Annotated in this window: 15 protein-coding genes; 7 read left to right on the plus strand and 8 right to left on the minus strand. The window is 60.7% G+C overall.

The annotated features are described in order from the left end of the window. Window positions 1–23 precede the first annotated feature (23 nt). From ACV8MC_RS03605 to ACV8MC_RS03640, 8 genes are all read right to left on the minus strand, one after another. Window positions 24–7,130 carry a TcdA/TcdB pore-forming domain-containing protein gene (locus ACV8MC_RS03605; RefSeq protein WP_457264493.1) on the minus strand — a complete coding sequence of 2,369 codons (7,107 nt, stop codon included), beginning with the start codon at window positions 7,128–7,130 and terminating at the stop codon, window positions 24–26. A gap of 367 nt (window positions 7,131–7,497) precedes the next feature. Then, the gene (gene cobJ / locus ACV8MC_RS03610; RefSeq protein ID WP_457264495.1) at window positions 7,498–9,198 is read right to left on the minus strand and encodes a precorrin-3B C(17)-methyltransferase; all 1,701 of its coding nucleotides are present in this window, start codon (window positions 9,196–9,198) and stop codon (window positions 7,498–7,500) included. Further along, entirely contained in the window at window positions 9,198–9,932 is a 735-nt protein-coding gene (locus ACV8MC_RS03615) for a precorrin-2 C(20)-methyltransferase (RefSeq protein WP_370695113.1), read from the minus strand. The genes cobJ and ACV8MC_RS03615 overlap by 1 nt, the downstream gene beginning before the upstream one ends. Next, window positions 9,929–10,555 carry a precorrin-8X methylmutase gene (locus ACV8MC_RS03620; protein WP_056787678.1) on the minus strand — a complete coding sequence of 209 codons (627 nt, stop codon included), beginning with the start codon at window positions 10,553–10,555 and terminating at the stop codon, window positions 9,929–9,931. The genes ACV8MC_RS03615 and ACV8MC_RS03620 overlap by 4 nt, the downstream gene beginning before the upstream one ends. After that, entirely contained in the window at window positions 10,548–11,846 is a 1,299-nt protein-coding gene (cobG, locus tag ACV8MC_RS03625) for a precorrin-3B synthase (protein ID WP_457264497.1), read from the minus strand. The genes ACV8MC_RS03620 and cobG overlap by 8 nt, the downstream gene beginning before the upstream one ends. Before the next feature lie 156 nt (window positions 11,847–12,002). After that, window positions 12,003–12,653 carry a hypothetical protein gene (locus ACV8MC_RS03630; RefSeq protein WP_457264499.1) on the minus strand — a complete coding sequence of 217 codons (651 nt, stop codon included), beginning with the start codon at window positions 12,651–12,653 and terminating at the stop codon, window positions 12,003–12,005. 52 nt (window positions 12,654–12,705) lie between these two features. Then, the gene (locus tag ACV8MC_RS03635) at window positions 12,706–13,743 is read right to left on the minus strand and encodes a hypothetical protein (RefSeq protein ID WP_406228161.1); all 1,038 of its coding nucleotides are present in this window, start codon (window positions 13,741–13,743) and stop codon (window positions 12,706–12,708) included. Then, entirely contained in the window at window positions 13,667–14,338 is a 672-nt protein-coding gene (locus tag ACV8MC_RS03640) for a hypothetical protein (protein WP_150638214.1), read from the minus strand. The genes ACV8MC_RS03635 and ACV8MC_RS03640 overlap by 77 nt, the downstream gene beginning before the upstream one ends. A gap of 225 nt (window positions 14,339–14,563) precedes the next feature. Between ACV8MC_RS03640 and cbiE the strand changes: the two genes are divergently transcribed. From cbiE to ACV8MC_RS03675, 7 genes are all read left to right on the plus strand, one after another. After that, on the plus strand, window positions 14,564–15,775 hold the full coding sequence (gene cbiE / locus ACV8MC_RS03645; protein WP_406228159.1) for a precorrin-6y C5,15-methyltransferase (decarboxylating) subunit CbiE: 1,212 nt from the start codon (window positions 14,564–14,566) through the stop codon (window positions 15,773–15,775). Next, complete coding sequence (locus tag ACV8MC_RS03650; RefSeq protein ID WP_406228158.1) at window positions 15,768–16,865, plus strand: cobalt-precorrin-5B (C(1))-methyltransferase; 1,098 nt, start codon at window positions 15,768–15,770, stop codon at window positions 16,863–16,865. Before cbiE ends, ACV8MC_RS03650 begins: the two co-directional genes overlap by 8 nt. Continuing rightward, a complete protein-coding gene (locus ACV8MC_RS03655; protein ID WP_406228157.1) occupies window positions 16,862–17,578 on the plus strand; it encodes a cobalt-precorrin-6A reductase in 717 nt (238 codons plus the stop codon). The genes ACV8MC_RS03650 and ACV8MC_RS03655 overlap by 4 nt, the downstream gene beginning before the upstream one ends. Window positions 17,579–17,824: 246 nt before the next feature. Further along, window positions 17,825–18,136: a hypothetical protein gene (locus ACV8MC_RS03660; RefSeq protein ID WP_406228156.1), complete on the plus strand. Its 312-nt coding sequence runs from the start codon at window positions 17,825–17,827 to the stop codon at window positions 18,134–18,136. 48 nt (window positions 18,137–18,184) lie between these two features. Beyond that, the gene (locus ACV8MC_RS03665) at window positions 18,185–18,583 is read left to right on the plus strand and encodes a DUF2946 domain-containing protein (protein WP_041480684.1); all 399 of its coding nucleotides are present in this window, start codon (window positions 18,185–18,187) and stop codon (window positions 18,581–18,583) included. 48 nt (window positions 18,584–18,631) lie between these two features. Further along, window positions 18,632–19,111, plus strand: a complete 480-nt coding sequence (locus ACV8MC_RS03670; RefSeq protein ID WP_056787657.1) for a copper chaperone PCu(A)C — start codon at window positions 18,632–18,634, stop codon at window positions 19,109–19,111. A gap of 21 nt (window positions 19,112–19,132) precedes the next feature. Further along, complete coding sequence (locus ACV8MC_RS03675) at window positions 19,133–19,579, plus strand: DUF2946 domain-containing protein (protein WP_457264503.1); 447 nt, start codon at window positions 19,133–19,135, stop codon at window positions 19,577–19,579. Window positions 19,580–19,651: the final 72 nt, after the last annotated feature.

Consider the following 19,651-nt stretch of genomic DNA (forward strand, 5'->3'; position numbering starts at 1 on the left):
GCGTTTTGCTATGCGGAGCGACCTCAGCGCAGCGCTGCGATCACCGCTGTCAGGCTGACCGTGGCCTCTGCGCCGCGCACAGTGGCAAACGCTTCCAGCCCTTGAGCCAGCGTGAACGTGTGTGGCCGCCCGGCAATGGGCAGCATCAGTAGCAGTGGGCGTTGTCGGTCGAAATTACGCAAGATCAGACTGTGCCCGGAGTCCGGATCGGTCAGTACCACACCGTCATCGACCCGTGACATCCACCAATGCCCGCACTCGTCCAGATCCAGATCCAGCAGGCAAGGTTCTGCCGTTTCAGCATCCGAAGCGTGTCGTCCATCGACCACGATGCAGTCCAACCGCTGGAAGGACGCTTGCGCCAGCCGATAACCCGAGGTCTGCGCACCGAAAGTCAGCAGCAGCCTGGTGACGCCATCGGGCAACAATGTTTCGATCTCTGTGATGTCATCACCTACCTCAAGCACCATGACCTCGGCGTCGCGATGGGCATAACTGTCGGGCAGCCAGACGCCGTCGTTCGGGCCGGCGCTGAAAATCAGTTGGTCGAGCGGGTCGAACAGCATCGGCTGCTTCGACCCGCGCGTACCGAGGAATGCCGACCACTGTCCGTCACTGCGCCCGGCCAGATCAAACAGCCGGTCAAGTTGCGGCAGGTAATACAGATAGCGTCCGGTTGCACTTGCCACTTGTATGACAGGCGCGTGGGCATGCCCTTGCAACAATGCTCGCAGGCGTGCACGTAACTGTTCATCGCTCTGCCCCGGCACATGAGACCAGCGATTTTCCACGCCAACGATCATTGCCGGCTGGTTATCCAGCAATTGCAGATGCACCCCGTCGAGGGTCTGCGCCTCCAGCCCTTCACCCTGGCGCCGCACCTCAGCAAAAGTCCATGACGTCCAGACCTTTTCAGGCCGGTCGAGCACCTCCGGTTTCAGCAAACGATGGTCAGCGGCAAACACTCCCCGCAGTGCTTCGATCGCCATCAGCGGCTGGCGATAAAGTTGTCCGGCGCTGACCTCAAGCAACCAGACAGCGCTTTGATCCGGGGTCAGACCGAGCAGCGCCAGCTCCTTGCCCTGACCGATATCGGCCACAGCGACTTTGCCATCGACACACCACACAGTCAGGAACGCCTGACCTGCCCCATCTCGTAAACCGAAGACCGGGAACGGCAGCAACGCTGCGACCGTGGCCAGCGAGGGCAATGCGCTCAACCAATCGGGATTTCGCTGCAGCCAGCGCTGCCCAACGCCGGCGAACCGGAGAATCGAGGGTTTATCGGCCTGATCGAGCCATGCCTCATCGCTTCTGTGCGCAAGGGAAGGTACCCCGTACTGAAACACAATCACGTCGTCGATCGCTGCCGCTGCCGGCGCGTCGACGATATCGACCTCGAACAGACGGCCGTCATCCTTGGTCGCAAGGTAGCGCTGGTCCGCCAGGTTGATTTCGACCACATCGTGTTCGATCACCACATTCTGCCAATGACCGACACGGGGTTCGATGCCGCGGCTGATCGTCCGCTCCTGCTGGCTATAGAACAGCACCGCGTTGTTTTCAGGGCTGGACGGCATCAGCATCAACAAGTCTTCGGGCCAGGACAGGTCTTGCCTGGCCTGAATGCACTTGCCCGTCGTCTTGTTCAGCCAAGCCCTGTCGCGCAACTGCGACCCGGCATAGCCCTCGACAACAATGAACGGAGCACAAGACCAATCACTGCTGCTGGCGGCCATGTCTGACGAGACGCTCATGTCCGGGGCATCGGTTTGTCGAAGCGCTTCACGCGGCTCGAACCGATAGTCCTCGGCGGCAAAAGCGATCTGGCAAGCGGTCAGTTCTACATGCTGCCCGCTAATCCGGTACTCGACCGTGGTGGTGCCATGCAACGCTTCTGCCGTCAGCTTCTGCGCAATCCGCAGCGCTCCATCGGCTTGTTGTCGGCAGCCGATGATGGTCGAACCTGTACGTGGATTTTTCAGACGGTAGCGATGCTGGACAGTGCCGGTCAGCACATCGACCCGCCATACCGATGGATGATCGGGATGGTAGAACCACGCATGGCCGGCGTTGACGCCTGCCAGAACCACACCCTCGTTCACCTCCAGCGGCAGGTTACGCGCGAACAGCACCCGATCCCGCGCAGTGTCGTAATAGCCGGTAGTCACCACTGGCCGGTTCGGCGAATCGAACGGCACTCTGAAGTTACGCAACGGCAAATAGGCTGCGGTCAGTTGCCCGCTTGCGACCTGAGCGCGCAAATAACGCTGCACCGGCGCCGGGATGCCGCTGGCGGTCATGGTTGCGCTACGCAGTTGAGTCGCAGCGTTGTTTTCGTAGTCGAGGACAACGGCGATCAGATGCAGGCTGCGGCCCGTCCAGTCGATCCGGAACAGCCCCTCGGCCAGCTCGATGACGCCGTCAAAACGATTCAACACGAGGCCATCGACCAGCATGTCAGGTGCGCTGTCGATGCTGTCCCGTGGTTTTGCACGAAAGCTGACCTGTTCGACCCGGGCCCAGGACGCTTGCACCGTCCAGGTCACCCGTTCCCAGCCCTGTGCTTGTTCGAAATTCACCGCCAGCAGGCCTGGCACCAACCGAATCCGGAATTGCCCCTGCGGTGCGGTGATCCGGTAGGCAATCTTCTCGCGCCACTCTGGCGGCAGGTCCGGAACCAACAGCTGACTGACCTCTGCGCTCAACTGCAGCTTGATCGTCGTGGCCATGAATACCGGATGCAGCTTGTAGAGTATGTGCGGCGCTAATGGCGTACTGAACAGGTAAAACACCCGGTTACCGAGCGCGTCATATTCCAGCTGATGTGCCAGGCGGTCGTGCAACCGCGGGTAGCGGGTTGTTGAAAAGGGCACGGTCCCGGCGCTGCCGAGTTGATATTCATAGCCGTAGTAACAGATTGGCGAACAAGGCAGCACCACCATCGTGGGCAAAGTACCCCAGACGCTGCCGACAGCAGGACGTTGAAAGGCTATGGGGATGTTGATCGCAGCATGCCGCGTGGCAGGATCATCGTCGTATTGCGGCAATTCCAGTGCACTGCCCTTCCAGGGGTAAAACTTCTGCCCTTCGAACGCCACCCTTCTGCTGTGCAGATCCACCTCAGTAATCACTGCCAGTGCGGGGAACTGCAAGACCGCACCAACGCTTTCGTAAGACTGCTGATAAGCGTCGTGAATCTGCGAGAGGTGCTCGCCGATGGCCGCAGCCTTGTCCATGATCTGCCCGAGATTGCTGGCAATCGCGGTCACCCCGATACCGACGCCCAGTAGCGGCACGGACAGCGCTGCGGCGAACGCGCCCACCGTTCCGCCCGCCGCCAGGGCGACAATATCCAGACCCAGGGCCGCCGTATTGAACGCCAGGGACGTGGAGAATCGCGCTCGCTGCTCATGATTCTCTGCCTGCGTCAGGTTGTAGATGTCGAAGCCGATATTGGCCACGGAAAATGCCACCCCGACGCCCGTGGCGGCCTGCCCGGCCAGACGTGCGGAGAACGAGGCCTGCTGCAACGCCCGCTCGGCCACCGCTAAATGGCGCACCAACTGGATGACCTGCACTGCATCGCTGGCCACACCAAAGCCCAGCTGTGCATAACTGACGTACACCTGAAGTTGCAGGGCGACGGTCAGTGTCGGCGCTGTATCGCCAGCGCGGTACTCGCGCTGGCGCATTTCACTGATCAGCGTCTGGATCGCAAAGGCGAAACTGAGTCGGCTGCCACCGTCGTGATCAGCCGTCTGCCCGGGCCTGGCCGCACCGCCCTGCACGAGTCGTTCGACGTATTGCCTGATTTTCTGAAAGCGCGAATCCCGGGTGCTGACCGTCCGGGCATTTTGCGCATTGCGCAGATCCATCAGCGTAATGCTGTGGCCGCCGTCGGCGTTTTTGCTGTGGGTATCGAGCAACGGCACGTAATCACGCGCCAGGTTGTGCTCACGGCGCAAACGCTCGGTCGCCTGCTCGAGCTCGCTGGCCCAGTAGCGTGCGTCCAGTTGCGCGAGACCGACGCCCAGTCGAGCGTTTTCCCCAAGAGATCGGGTACGGGCCAGCGCTTGCTTGTGCCAGATCGAGGCTCCCTGCGGATCGGCCAGCGCAACGTTGTGCAAAAAACTGTCCACGCGCAGATCCGATGACAGCCTGCGTTCGGCGATCGCCGCAGTGTCCAGCTCAGTGACGGTGAACTGCGCCGTGGCCATCTCACCCAGACCATAAAGCTTCGCCAGCGCGTTATCGTCCGCGCTCAGATAACGCTCTACGCCACGTTGCAACTGCGCGCCATCGGCAAATCCGTAGAGGGCGAAGTTGGGATCGTAGAAGCGATAGGCCGCGTGCTCACCGGTTCGCACTTTGGCCAGCAGCAGGGCGTGGTCGCCAGTGTCGAGCAGCAGCACCGCAGGCGCCGCACTGGCGTCCAGCGCGGCGATGATGCTGTCCAGGCGTTGCACGCCGCGAACGCTGCCGACCTCGCCGGTGGGCAAGGCGCGCAGTTCGTCCAGCGCACTGCGCAACGCCCGCGATCCAAGTTCGTCGGGACTCGCGCTGGCGCTGGCGACATGCCCGACCAACGCCCGTTCCGCCGGCTCGCCGGCTGCCACTGCGGCGCCCATCAGCAGCGCCAGCGGATAACAGCGGCGCCCCGGGTCGCCCGCGTTGTGCTGCAACAGATCCTGCGGCAACTGCTTGACCGACACCGCGCCGGCCTTGAAAAAGATGTCACGCACTTGTCCGCTGCGCTGCAGGATCTGCGTGCGAAACTCCCGCTGCGCGCTGTGCTTGATCTGGCCGATACGTTCGCCCCACTGGCGCAGCGTCAGCGGCTCGGACATGGCTTGAACCTTGAGCTCGCGGGTCGTCGATGTGGCCGTCGGCAGGTCGCGTCCCAGCCCGTTCTCGAACGCCGCCGAGCGGCGCTGGCGCACGGCTTTTTCAATCGCATCGTAGCGCGCGAAAGTGCCGTCACGGTCGGTGGCGATGGCCAGGTCGCGCACCTGTTGCCAGGTATCGGCGAACCCGACATCGTCCACGCTCGTTGCGCCGAAAATCCCCCCGAGCACGACTCGCATCGCGGGGCTCAGTTGTTCCAGCGGCAGCGTACCGTGGGCGATCCGGCTGAACAGTTCGTTGAGATGGCTGACCGATTCCGCACCATGGGAGGTCGGCACAACCACAGGTCCTTGCGCCAGCACTTGCTGACGGGCGTCGAAGTCGATGACCACGGCTTGAGCGAAATTGACCTCCCCGCTCAACTTGTCTCGCATCGCTCGAATGAACGGCTCGCCCAGATCATCCATCAAGCGTTGCAGCACTGAGGTCAACAGCACCGGTTTGCCCTCGACAACGGGCCAGCCGCGCTCGAAGGTCAGGCTTCGATCGCTGAGCAGGTTGGACAAGCGTCCGGCATAACGAGACTTGAGCTTTCCCTCGGCCCACCGGGCGTGTTCCTTCTCCAGCCAGTCTTTTTCCGTGCCCCTGACGATCCAGCCGGAAATGGTTTCCTCTTCGGTATTGACGTTGTAGCCCTCGCGCAGACGCTGTTGCGCCAGCACCTGACGAGTGAAAAACGGATCGCAATTGGCTTCGATATATTCATGTAATCCGGCGAGTGCCGCGCCCGGGCCGGTGAGCGTTACCGTACCCGCCGCGTCATTGCGGATACCGTCCCGATAATAGGTGACAACCGCTTTAAGCAATTGGTAGGCATAAGCTTCATTCCAGCTGGTGAAGTTCGACCTGACCAACATCTCTTCAATGACTGTCGCCGCGACCGTGGTCAGGGTCTCACCGTCGGCCCATCCAGTTGCCGAGTTGGCCATGCGCTTTTCAACTTCAGCGAGCACGTCGTAATTAAGCCGAATGACTTGCATGATCGACATCGTCATGCCGCTGCCCGGCTGGGCGATGAAATGAGCGTTCATTTCTTCATTGATTTGCAGCCCCATGCGAAAGCCGTTCTCCGCAGCCTCCACGACTTTTGGCGCTATGAACAGTTCAAGGACGTCGGGTTTGCTGCGAGCAAAATCCTCGAGAAGTTGTTTATGTTGCTCTGGAAGACTGTCGGTCCTGTCAGGGTAATGCTGCGGATCGCGCCCCGGCATCAACTGCGGATTGTTGTTCAACAGAAGTTGCAGGACTGCGATTTTCTGCGTCTGACTGTAATCAGTGATATCGACACCGCCCAACTTGTCGAGCAGTGGCGGCAGATAATCCATGTCGGTATAACGCCCGCCTTCACGAAATTCCGCCTGCAAGCGCACCACATCGCTCGCTGCGGCGAAGTTGCCGCGCATCGACACTTCGCGCTGGTAAACGTCCGCCAACAAGTCATCGGCAAAGGCGTGAGTGACATCGCGTAATTGCAGATCCGGACCCACCATCGCCAGATGGCTGTCGAGGCAGCGCTGACGAAAAGCCTGCAGCGACGCGCGGTCCTTGCCATAAGCACGCACCATCAGATCGATGCGTGCTTCATCGGTCCGCCCCTTCCACCTCGGCTGGCTGAGGTAGTCGAACATCTGCTGTTTCAACACCCGTGCACGCTCTTCAATCATCGTCGCCAATTGCGCGGCATGGTTGAGCTGGTCGCCACCGGTCGTCATGACATCAGCCCTGGCACTGTCGAGGATGACCCGGTTCATCTCGAAAGCCAGCAACGCATCGCTGTCGTACCAGAGATTGAAGCGGTAACCCTCCGCCGCCATCACCTGGCGCCAGATATTCATGTAATCGCGCTGATTGACCCCGACTTCGCTTCCGCCAACCCAGACGAAATGGATGACTTTCGGCACCGGCCGGGTCGGCCCCGACAACATTTCCACGGTCGTCGAAAGCCGTGACAGATAACGTTGCAGCCCTCGCGCAATGTCATCGACAACCACCGGAACAGGGTTTTTTTTGCGTTTCAACAGCACTGCAAGTTGCTCTTGAAACAGGCTCGCCAGGGTCAACAACGACACCGGGTCGGTCGTTTGACCGGCTTGCTGGTAATAGTCGTTCAGCGCTTGATATTGGTGGGTGGCAGAAAGCTCCCGCAATGCTTTTGAGAGTACGGAATACTCTTGCGCAGAAATGAATGCTCGCCCGAACGAGTAATCGTTTTTTAAAGCCATCACACACTCCTTGTTTACTTAATGGCCCATTGACGCGCGCACTTTCGCGCCGCTGCAGAGCGGTAAATTGATTTGAACGACACTCGACAAGTGCTATGAACACAGCACCCTAGTGGGCGAATACGCGCCACACAAACAACAAGGAATACAAAGCTTGTCCCCGGCAATATCTGATAACACCGAAGCACTATGCTGTAACGGCTGCGAAATAATTAGCGGACCGGCGCGACCGTCGGGCAAAAAAAATGGCCCTGCCCTGTGGGGCATGACCATTGTTTATTGCTGGTGGAAAACAATTGAAACTTCAATCGGACTTACAACCGCTCAAACTTTCCCAAAGCTGAATATTGAATGAGCGGAGGGCTTTTCAGGAAAGCGGTTTTTCACCATACCAACGCGGCGTATAAACCCATTCACCGCCCCCGGCACGGGCGAAGGTGCAGGTGGTCGAAGAGCCGATCAGCACCATGGTGCGCATGTCCACCTGTTCCGGTGTCAATGCGCCCAGGGTCGTGGTGCGCAGCGTCTGCCCCGGCCGGCCGATGTCCCGACCGAGCACCACCGGTGTTTCAGGCGAGCGGTGCTGCGCAACGATCTCCAGTGCGCGGCCCAGTTGCCACGGGCGCGCCCGGGAAATCGGGTTGTAGAACGCCAGGGCCAGATCCGCTTCGGCGGCCAGATCCAGACGTTTCTCGATGATCGCCCAGGGCTTGAGGTTGTCCGACAGCGACATCACACAGAAGTCGTGGCCCAGCGGCGCACCGGCCTGAGCCGCAGTGGCCAGCGAGGCGGAGACGCCGGGGAGGATTTCCAGATCAACGCTGTGCCACGCCAGATCGTCCGATTCGTGCAGGGCTTCGAGCACCGCAGCGGCCATGGCGAATACGCCCGGGTCGCCCGAGGAAACCACGATCACCGAGCGGCCTTCGGCGGCGAGCCTGAAGGCATGGCGGGCACGCTGCATTTCTTCACGATTGTCGGTGCAGTGCTGCACCTGATCGTCGCGGAACGGGCCGGCCATGCGCACGTAGGTTTCATAGCCCAGCACATCGGTGGCGCGGGCCAGTTCGGCTTTCACCGCTGGCACCATCAGTTCGGCGGCGCCGGGGCCAAGACCAATGACCGCGAGGCGACCGCGCGGGCGGCCGATCTGCGCGACGTCCAGCGGTTGCTCGGCAATCGCGATCGCCAGATGTTCTGCGCTGATCACGGTCGCCGCTGGCACTGCCACGCGGGCCAACGTCTGAAGATCGCTTTGCGCCGCGACGAAGCGCAGTGGCACGCCCAACTCGAGCGCAGCTTCGCGCAAAGTCGATGCGGCCATTTCAGCGTCTGCTGCCACCAGACACGCCAGTGCCGGCACGGCGACACTGGCCTGTTGCAACGCAGCGCGAACGGCGTTCGGCAGATCCGCCACGTCAGCGCTCACTGCCACCGCCACACTGCGCGGGTAAATCAGCAATTCATCGGCGCTGGCCACCCGCTGCACACTGCTCACATGAATCGACCGCTGCGCCTGCGGATCCTGCGGCAACTGCGCCTGATCGAGCCATGGCGCCGCGCCTTCGATGCGCACGCTGTGCCCGGCGAGCAGGTCGGAAACGAAGCGTTTGCCCGATTCCAGATCCGCCAGTGCGTAGCCGCTTGGCGGATTGAGCAGGCAGGTACCAAAGCGCAATTCGCCGCTGGTGGTGATCGCCGGCGCCACTTGCAACGCCGCCGCGATGTCCCGGGCCATGACGTTGACCCCACCGAGTCCACCCAGCAATGGCACCACCGCGCTGCCGTCTTCGGCCACCGCCAGCACCGCTGGTTCGGCGCCTTTCTCCAGCAACAGCGGCGCCAAGGTGCGAATGACAATGCCGGCCGCGCACAGGGCAATGATCGGCGTGTCCTGTTGATACAACGCGCGCAGGGTCGCGCCGAATTCCTGATAGCTGCTGTCGGCGCCTTCAACCCGTCCGGCAAGGCCATGGATTTGCGCCGCCGGGTAGACCTGCTGAATGCGCCGCGCCGTCGCGAGGCTGCCCTGGCCGAGAATGACGATGGCGGGAGTCGCTTGGCTCATCAACCTTGCCACCGTTCGCCCGGGACGATGATCAGCGAGAAGTACGGCGAGGACATCGGCTCGACCTGATCCATCGGCACGATCTTCTGGTTGGCCATGGTCGCGCGCTCGACATACAACGCACGCTCGGCGAGGCCGAGTTCTTCCAGCACCTGACGGACCTTGGGAAAGTTGCGCCCCAGTTTCATGATCACCGCCGCATCGGCATCGGCCAGACGCCGTTTCAGTTCTTCGTGGGGCAGCACGCCGGAAAGCACCGACAGGCTCTGATTGCGATACACCAGCGGCGCGCCGAGCACCGAAGCGCCGCCGAGCATCGAGCACACGCCGGGCACCACTTCGGCCTCGTAACGGCTGGCGAGACGATCATGCAAATACATGTAGGAGCCGTAGAAGAACGGGTCGCCTTCGCAGATCACCGCTACGTCGCGGCCGGCGTCCAGATGCTCGGCGACCGCCACAGCGGCTTCGTCGTAGAAATCACTGATCACCTGCTCATACGACAGCGGCGCCGGCAACGCCTCGGTGGTCACCGGATAGACCAGCGGCAGCAGGTTCTGCGCCTCGACCAGATGCGCCTCGATGATCCCGAACGCATTGCCCTTCTTGCCCTTGGCCACGAAATACGCGACCACCGGCGATTCGCGCAGCAGGCGCAAGGCTTTGACAGTGATCAGTTCCGGATCACCGGGGCCGACACCGAGGCCGATCAGACGTCCTTTGGCCTGCATCATTCGATCTCCGTGGCGAGGGCATTGACGGCGGCCGCGGCCATGGCGCTGCCGCCCAGCCGACCCTGCATGATCACGAACGGCACGCCGCGACTGTCGGCGGCCAGCGCCGCTTTCGATTCGGCAGCGCCGACGAAGCCGACCGGGAAGCCAAGGATCAGTGCCGGTTTCGGCGCGCCGGCGTCGAGCATTTCCAGCAAGTAGAACAGCGCGGTCGGTGCGTTGCCGATCACCACCACACTGCCTTCGAGGTGCGGGCGCCACAGTTCCAGCGCGGCAGCCGAGCGGGTGTTGCCCAACTCGCGGGCGAGCTCCGGCACGCTGTCGTCGCGCAAAGTGCAGATCACTTGGTTATTGGCCGGCAGGCGCGTGCGGGTCACGCCTTCGGAGACCATCCGCGCGTCGCAGAGAATCGGCGCACCGGCCGCCAGTGCATCGCGCCCGGCCTTGCCCGCGCCCTCGGAGAATTGCAGACCGTCGATGGCCTCGACCATGCCGCAGGCGTGGATCACTCGCACCGCAAGTTTTTCCAGATCGGCGGGAATGCGCGCCAGATTGGCCTCGCGGCGAATGATCGCGAAGGAGTTGCGATAGATCTCCTGACCGTCGCGGATGTAATCAAGCATCAAGGGGGCTCCGGGAGCGGGCGTCGAGCAGGGTCGCGGCCGCTTCAATAGTAAGATTGCAGGCGTGCAGCGTGCCGAATCCGGGCTGTGCTGCATCGCGAAAATAGAGGTCGTAATGACCGGGGGCAACGGCCAGCAGCGTCGCTGGCGCGCAGTGGGCGGCGGCGCAGGAGCGCGAGCAACCCGACAGGTGCACGCTGAGGCCTGCGGGCAGCAGAGGTGCAAGTTGCCGGGCATCCTGTTTGGTGTCGGCAAGGCCTTTGCCGCAGCCATCGGCGCCGGTGCAGGCGATCAGGCGAGCCAGTGGCTCGGCCTCGGTCGTCAACAGGCCCAACGCCCGCAACTGCTCAAGCACGTTGTCGGTATCAGTGGCTTTCACGTTCGGCAGCAGCAGGCTCTGCCACGGCGTGAAGCGCAGACTGCCATCGCCAAATTGACGGGCCAGTTGTGCCGCGCCCCGCAGCATCGCCGGATCAAGTCGGCCCAGTGGCGGCACCGCGCCGACGTAGCAGCGACCTTGCGTGTTTTGCTGATGAGCGCCGATGTGCAGCGCGTCTGCCGACGTCGGGCGCTGCCAATTGCTGATCGCCTTGAGCGATACGCGCTCGCGCAACGACTCAAGGAACGCGAGCCTGGGCAACTCGTCGAGCAGATGGCGCATCCGTGTTTGCTCTGGCCGGGCCAGGTCGAGGAACAACTCCAGCGCGGCGACCACCAGTGCGTGAGCATTGTCCAGGCTCACAGCGCCGAGAGGGCGATCGGTCGGGCAACCGGCCAGACCGAATGCCCAGAGGATTTCGCCGTCACGCTCGAATGCCGACAGCCACAGATCATGCGGATGTTCGAGCATCACCAGGGCTTCGCCGCCATCGAGCTGCACGGCGAACTTGGCGCTCAACTCATGGAAGCGCGGATGACTTTGCAAGGTGTCGAGGATTTGCCCTGCGAGCGGGCGCGTGTCGAACAGCATCTGCCGATCGATGCCGGCAGCCGGGCTGAGCATCAGATTGCGCACATCGTCGCCGGCGGCGTGCTTCGGCCCAAGGCCGGCGGCCAGCAAACACTCGATCAGCGCTGCCGATTGCGCACCGATGCCGCGAATCTGCAGGTTGCCGCGATTGGTCGCTTCGATCGCTCCGCTCGCAAACGCTTCGGCGGCAGCGGCCACCGCATCGGCCTGATCGGCACTGATCGAACCGCCATCAAGCTTGATCCGGCAGATACCGCCGTCCAGTGCCTGGACGATACGCAGCAACCCCGGGCAGGCCGAGGGGCGTAAGGCAGTGGACATCGGGCGTTCGTTCAAGGGGCTGACCGGTTGTGTGGCAGAAGCGCTTCGCGGGCGAAGGCGCGGTATTATGCCTGCTTTGCCCACCGGTATGAAAAGTCTGCCCTCTGTCTCGACCGGTGGGGCAGGCAGGCTTCAGTTGTTGCCTCTGCCGCGCGCTCAGGTCAGGGCGATAATCTGCTTTTCGCGCCGCTCACCCAATAACGCAATAATCCTGGCTCTCGAGAAACAGTAATCATCGGCATCTATAAGAGCCTTGTAGCAATCAACAGCAAGGTTGCCCACTATCTGCTCGGCATTGAAGCGTTGCTCAAGCACATTGCCCGGAACAGGCTCTTTGACGGCAAACGAAATGACGACCATCGTAATCGTTGATTCCGCAGATACGCTGCCAAGCATGAAGCGAATCGACTTGCCCTCTTGCAGAATATTTCGCTGAAGCAACTCAAGGGCCGCACCGTTGCTCTCCAGTTGCGAGTTCAGATTGGCAATTACCTGTTGGTTAAAAACTGCCGGCGCCCAACCTTGCAAGAGTTCTTGTGCCAACTCCAGCAGAGTAAAAGTATCGGGCGTAGTGACCGGCGCGCTGATAACCGGATCGTCGAAAAACAAAGCACCGGTGACTTTCAAAGCCGTTTTATTGGCGTCATTCCATGCGTCGCATTCAACAGCATCGGGAACTTTATGCGAGGCGACCGTTTGTGAATAAAGCAGCGCATCGAGACTGTCGTCAATGTCAGATGCCGTCAGCTCTTTACTCACCAGCACTAATGCCCCTGCGCATACGAAAACCTTCGAAATCGCGAACATTTGCATCTCCCACAAAAAAACCAGAGGCTTGCGCCTCTGGCATTAATCACTTTCAGACCGATTGGCCAAATTCGTAGCTGAGCGCTTTCTCACGTTGCTCCGTCAGAGCCTTGACAATCAATGGTTCTACCATTGCATAGTCTTCCTCATCCATATACATCGTGGCACCGGCGTTATAAATCTCCACAGCAGATGTTGCCCATTCTACAAACAGTACTTTGGTAGGTTGAGCCGAAGCCAGATATTGCACAGCAGCGATTGCCAGGGTGATACCACCCTCATCATCCTGCGAAGCCGCACTCATGCAAAAGTTGCCACCTTCGGCTTTCTTCGAGTTGTTCTCGAACAGCGTCAGGGCCTGTGGTTCATTTTTCAGCGCATCCATGGTCGCATCTGCCACAGAGGACAATACTTTAAGGGCTGCCTGGCCCTGTCCTACTGCTGCACCAACAGCGGTATGCAGAACAGACAGGACAACATTATCCATGGTCAATTTTTGCGAAGTAGCGGTATATCGATTATAAGGCTGGCTGAAAGCAAACCAGCCAGCCAGTTTCATCAATCGCATAAACTCGTTATAGCGCTGTTCTTTTTGGTTGGACGCCGGATATTTGAGCAAGGCAACCAGATCAGCGTACATGTAGGTGTTTTTAACGATTCGCTTGCTGCGCTTGGACATGCTTGCATCAAAGCCTGCAATACCCGAGCCCATGATTGCAGCATTCAGTTCATCTTTATCAACCGGCAAGCTACTGCCAACACTTGCCGAACGCGAGCGCAGCACTGGCTGCGCAGCGATAAACTCATTGGTTTGTGCAATCAAACTAAACCGCTCAACAGCGGAGATTACATCTTTATTCAGCTCAGTCATAAATGAATTCCTTTCATGATTAAAACACCGACTTGGTGTGGAAAACAAACTAACCACAGCACCGGAGTTAATCAAATCGAAAATCCATGCATTTAATTTCAGACCGTCATACAAACCATCAAACAAAGCTGTACAACTAATATCAAGCGCCCCGAGCCAACTCAATTTCACGCGTGCGCATATCAAGCACTGCAGCAGCCAACTGAAGCCGATTTTCATTTATCGCGGCAGACCTGATCAAAAAGCGCCTGGAGCGGATATCAAGCTCCGAACCCGTATGCTGAATAGTCCAGAACAAATAGGTAGAGGACCACTTCGCATCAAGCAAGCGAACATTACTGACGACAATCTCCAACTCCCTATTGAAATTGTACTGAGCAGGAGAAAAACGAAAATCGCTCCATTCCCGAGCGCTGCCTCTAAATACGTCTATGGCGTCCGAATGTGTCTCAAGCATATGGAACGCTTCCTTCATTAGCGCGACTTTCTCCCGACTTAGTTGTTGCGACAAGGATCGCGCCCAGACGTCCAGCGCATTGCCGGTAAAGTTCTTGTCAACATGGATTACCGGAGCTTGTTCCAGGCTCCAGCCGACAGACCAAAGCACCCCGGAATAATATTCGAACCAAGCAGCTGGCTCACTGTTTCTGTTATGACGCAAATCGGCTCTGTACTCTGCCCAGCGCATACTGTCTTTGACGAATCGTTTGTCTTCCGCAGTCAACCCGGAAAAGTAGGACAACAGATTATTCCCCATCACCGTCGCACTGCCTTGGTCGGGCAGTGCTGAGATACTGTTCAAAACATCGCTCATTTCAATTATCCATTTGATTGTTCAATTTACTAAAAAAGTACCTTCCGGATAGCCACAAGCACTTCCAGCGGAACGCCAATTCAATACTTGCGAAGAACTCGAAAAATCACAAAAGACAATGTAAACATTGAATGTCGGCGATCCTCAAAAAAGGACAGCAGCCAGTTATCGATTGTCGCGTTATCATGTCGCCCGCTTCGCTGGACGCAGGATCTGGAGTATGAAATGGGCGATTGGCTGACCGTTGTGGGTATTGGTGAAGACGGCTTCAAAGGCCTGGGCAAGAACGCCCGGCGTGCTCTGATGGGCGCTTCGCGGATCGTCGGCGGCCAGCGTCAGCTGGATCTGCTGCCGCCGTGCATCGGCGGCGAGCGGCAATTGTGGCCGAGTCCGTTTTCCCTAGCGCCGGTGCTCGAGTCGCGTGGCGCGCCGGTCTGCGTGCTGGCCAGCGGTGATCCGATGTTCTACGGCGTCGGTGCCAGCCTGGCGCGTCAGGTGCCGAGCGCCGAGATGTCGATCATTCCCGCCCCTTCGTCCTGCGCACTGGCGGCGGCGCGCCTGGGCTGGCCGTTGCAGGAGGTGACGATTGTGTCGCTGGTGGCGCGTCCGCTGGCGGCGCTCAATGCGCATCTGTTCAGCGGCGTGCGTCTGTTGTTGCTGAGCAATGACGGCAGCAGCCCGGCCGCCGTTGCGCAATTGCTCTGCGAACGTGGTTTCGGCCCAAGTCGCATGACTGTTCTGGAGCATCTGGGCGGCGACGCCGAGCGACGTATCGAACGCAGCGCCAGCAAATGGAGCGATGCGGCGGTCGCCGACCTCAACGTCGTCGCTGTCGAGTGCCTGGCCGACCCCGGTGTTACCGGCCTGTCACGCCTCGCCGGTCTGCCCGATTCGGCGTTCCGTCACGACGGCCAGCTGACCAAGCGCGACGTGCGCGCCATCACCCTCGCCCGCCTGGCGCCGAAGCCCGGCGAACTGCTCTGGGATGTCGGCGCCGGCAGCGGTTCGATCGGCATCGAGTGGATGCGTGCGCACCCGAGCTGTCGCGCCATCGCGGTCGAGGCCGACGAGGGCCGTCAGCAATTGATCGAACACAACCGCGATGCGCTGGGCGTACCCGGCTTGCACCTGATTCGCGGCAAGGCGCCGCAAGCGCTCAATGGCCTTGAACGTCCAGACGCTGTTTTCATCGGCGGCGGCGTCACCCGTGAGGGTGTATTCGAGACCTGCTGGGACCAGCTCAAGCCCGGCGCCCGTCTGGTGGCCAACGCCGTGACCCTGCAAAGCGAAGTCACCCTGATGCACTGGCGCGAACAATACGGCGGTGAGCTGACGCGCATTCATGTCGCCCAGGCGCAACCGCTCGGCGAGTTCGACACCTGGCGTCAGGCATTGCCGATCACCCTGCTGGAACTGGTCAAACCCCTCGATGCGTGACGAAACCGCCGAACAACCCGCGCCCCTGCGCAGCGGCCTCACCACCGGCAGCTGCGCCACCGCCACCAGCCTCGCCGCCGCGCGCCTGTTGCTCACCGGCATCAGCGCCGACGCGGTGCACATCACGCTGCCCAAGGGCAAACAGGTGCAGATGCGCCTGGAGTTCTGCCGCTTGAGCGAGGGCGGCGCCGAGGCCGGTACGATCAAGGATGCTGGCGATGACCCTGACGTCACTCACGGCGCCCTGCTCTATTCACAGGTGCGCCTGTCCGCCGAACCGGGAATCCACTTCAACGCCGGTGTCGGCGTCGGCACGGTGACCCGACCCGGCCTGGTATTGGCCGTCGGCGAGCCGGCGATCAATCCGGTGCCGCGCAAAATGATCAGCGATCACCTCGCCTTGCTCGCCGCCGAAACCGGTTATGGCGGCGGCTTCGAAGTCACAGTCAATGTCGAGGGCGGCGCAGAACTGGCGCTGAAAACCATGAATCCACGGCTGGGCATTCTTGGCGGCCTGTCGATCCTCGGCACCAGCGGCATCGTCCGGCCATTTTCCTGCGCCGCTTACATCGCCTCGATTCATCAGGGCATCGACGTAGCGAAAACCAATGGTTATCTGCACATCGCCGCGTGCACCGGCAACGCCAGCGAAGACACCATGCGCCGGGTCTATGACCTGCCGGAAATCGCCCTGATCGAGATGGGTGATTTCGTCGGTGCGGTGCTCAAGCATCTGCGCAAAGTACCTGTGGATAAACTCAGCCTGTGCGGCGGCTTCGGCAAGATCAGCAAACTCGCCGCCGGGCATATGGATCTGCACTCACGGCATTCGAGCATCGATTTGCCGCAACTGGCCGAGTGGGCGGCGGCGATTGGCGCGGATGCGGCATTGCAACAAGGCATTCGCGAAGCCAATACCAGCCAACAAGCCTTGGCCATGGCCAGCGCGGCGGGCATCGCTTTAGGGGATGAGGTGTGTCGCCACGCATTGAATTTCGCCCGCAGCGTGGTACCGGCACAGGTCCAGGTCGAGGTGTTTGCCATTGATCGTCAGGGCGGGATTGTCGGGCATGCCGGAGGTTTTGTATGAAGCGGATCTTGTTGCTCGGCGGCGTGACTGAAGCGCTGGCGATTGCCCGCACGCTCGGCCCGCAACATATCTACAGCCTCGCCGGCGTTGGCCGGGTGCCGAGCGATTTGCGCTGCCAGGTTCGGGTCGGCGGCTATGGTGGCGCTGAGGGTCTGGCGCAGTTCATCGCCGATGAACGCGTCGATCTGCTGCTCGACGCTACACACCCGTACGCCGCACAAATCAGCGCCAACGCCGCCCGGGCGGCACAGCTTGCCGGCATTCCCTGCTGGGCCTTGCGCCGCCCCGCCTGGCAGCCGCAAGCAGGCGATGACTGGCGCGAGGTCAGTGACTGGGCCGAACTGATCACAGCGCTGCAACCGTTCCACCGCCCGCTGTTCACCCTCGGCCGCGAACCGCTGCAACACCTCGACGAAATCCCCGCCCACCAGTTCTGGACTCTGCGCGCTCTCGACGTTTATCCCGGCAACACGCGCTGCGAAGTGATCGGCGCCCGTGGGCCGTTTCTGCTGGAAGACGAGCGAGCGCTGTTCGAGCGCCGGCAGATCGATGTATTGATCAGCAAGAACAGCGGCAGCAGCGCCACCGAGCCGAAGCTTGAAGTGGCGCGCGAGCGTGGCGTTCCGGTGCTGGTGTTGAAGCGCCCGGGGTTGCCGGGGGTTGATCGGGAGTTTGAATCAGTCGCTGAAGTCCTCGCTGCCCTTTCCCACTGAATCGGCACGGCCCTTTGTGGGAGCGAGCCTGCTCGCGAAGACGTCAGCACCAGTAGCCTTCCATTGTCTGACACAGCGCTTTCGCGAGCAGGCTCGCTCCCACATGACTCCGGCTCGGCGGAATTTATGTCTCGATTCCTACAACCCGGCCAGACACCACCCACATAAATTCAAAACAACACCGACTTTCAGCGTTCAGGCACACCACTTACCCTTCGGCCTTTGAACTCAAAGGCGTGATATTCAATGTCAGAGAAATTTCTTCCTTTTGACGTTCGGGACTACCTGAAAACCCCAGCGGATCTGGGCCAATACATCAAGGGCTGTGAACTGGAAGACTCGGGAGATGGGCAACTTAACCGAGCAGCAGGTCGAGACGTTATGCAGACCATACGAGCACGAATAGAGACCGATGCGGATTTCGCCCAGGCATTGCGAGTCGAAGCCGCTACACTCATTCACAGCGGCGAAATCGAAACGGGGCGCAGACTGTTACAACTTTTGCAGCAAGCACTGCGACACCAAACCGCACGACGCTTTTTTACTTATCGGCCCTGATCAGGCTAAATGGGCCGCGCCTGATCGCCCACCCAACGGACCTGTCCCATGAACCGACGCCGGTTAGCATTTGCCTGGATCGCCTGCTTTGCAGTGCTGTTCAACATGCTCGCCATGCCGCTGAGCGGGGCGATGGCGCAGGCGGCCAGTTCACCGGCCGAGCAGATACTGTGGAGCAGTTTCTGCACCGGCAGCGGCATGAAGATGGTGGCGATCGACATCGGTGCCACGGATCAGAAGGCCCCGCAAAACGACAACCATTCGAACATGCAGCACTGCTGGTGTTGCTCAGGCGGGGCGCCATTGCTGGCGCTGCCGGGGCATTCGCCGCAGCTGTATTTCGCGCAATTTGAAAGCAACCGCAGCGTTGCGCCCGCCTCCCTGCAAACCCCGACGCCGCGCCAGCAATGGCCGAGTCTCAATCCCCGTGCCTCCCCTCTGGTCTGATTGGTTCGCGCCCTGAATCCGCGTTTCAAATCGTTCTGGAGAACTGCCATGTTGAAGAAACTCTTCGTCCTCGCTGCGCTGCTTTTGCCGGCGTGCTTTGCCCATGCCCACGAATACAAGGTGGGTGCGCTGGAAATCGCCCATCCGTGGTCGCAGGAACTGCCGCCGAATGCGCCGACCGTCGCCGCCTATTTCATCATTCACAACACCGGCAAAAGCGCCGATCGCCTGCTCAGCGTCGACTCGCCCATCGCTGCACAAGCGCAGTTGCATGAGCACGTCATGCAGGGCGATCTGATGAAGATGCAGCAGGTGCCAAGCGTGCAAATCCCCGCCGGCGGCACCGTGACCTTCGCGCCGATGGCCTACCACGTGATGCTGCTCAACCCGAGCGATCGCAGCCTGCTCAGTGACGGCAAGCGTTTCCCGATGACCCTGCATTTCGAAAAGGCAGGTGACGTCAGCGTTGAAGTTGCCGTGCAGAAGAAACCGCCGGAATCGGCCCAGGGCCACGTGCACGCTCAGTAACTGTTTCGGCTGACTTCGCCCATGCGTCCGTTGCGCGCCAGGCCCGTCCCGCATCACCGTCAGACTCAAGCGCTGACGCGTGGCAGCTGGATCGCCCTGTTCGCCATGTTGATGATCTTCATCGGTCCACTGATTTCTCAGTCGATGCCGATGGATCAGCACGCCTCGACGTCGATGCCAATGAGCATGGACATGTCGATGGACATGCCCGGCATGGATCACAGCGGCCATGACGCCCAGCCTGCTGCCGAGCATTGCCCGCCGCAATCTTCGCATCACGTGCTGTGGGAAAAGTGCGGCTATTGCAGCCTGCTGTTCAATTGCCCGGCACTGACCGGCGGCGGCGATTTCGTCGCTTTCAACATCCCGCCACCCAACACCTTCACCACACCCTCCCCGCGTCTGGGCCATGCCCGCCAACCCTTCTTCCCCGGCGCCCGCACCCGCGCCCCGCCCATCGCCACGTAAACACGCACCTCTGATTGCACACGGTTGAGAAGACAGCGCCAGGCTGCCGACCGTGGTGTTTACGACTGTTCG

Source organism: Pseudomonas sp. PK-RTE-24 (genome assembly GCF_054052265.1).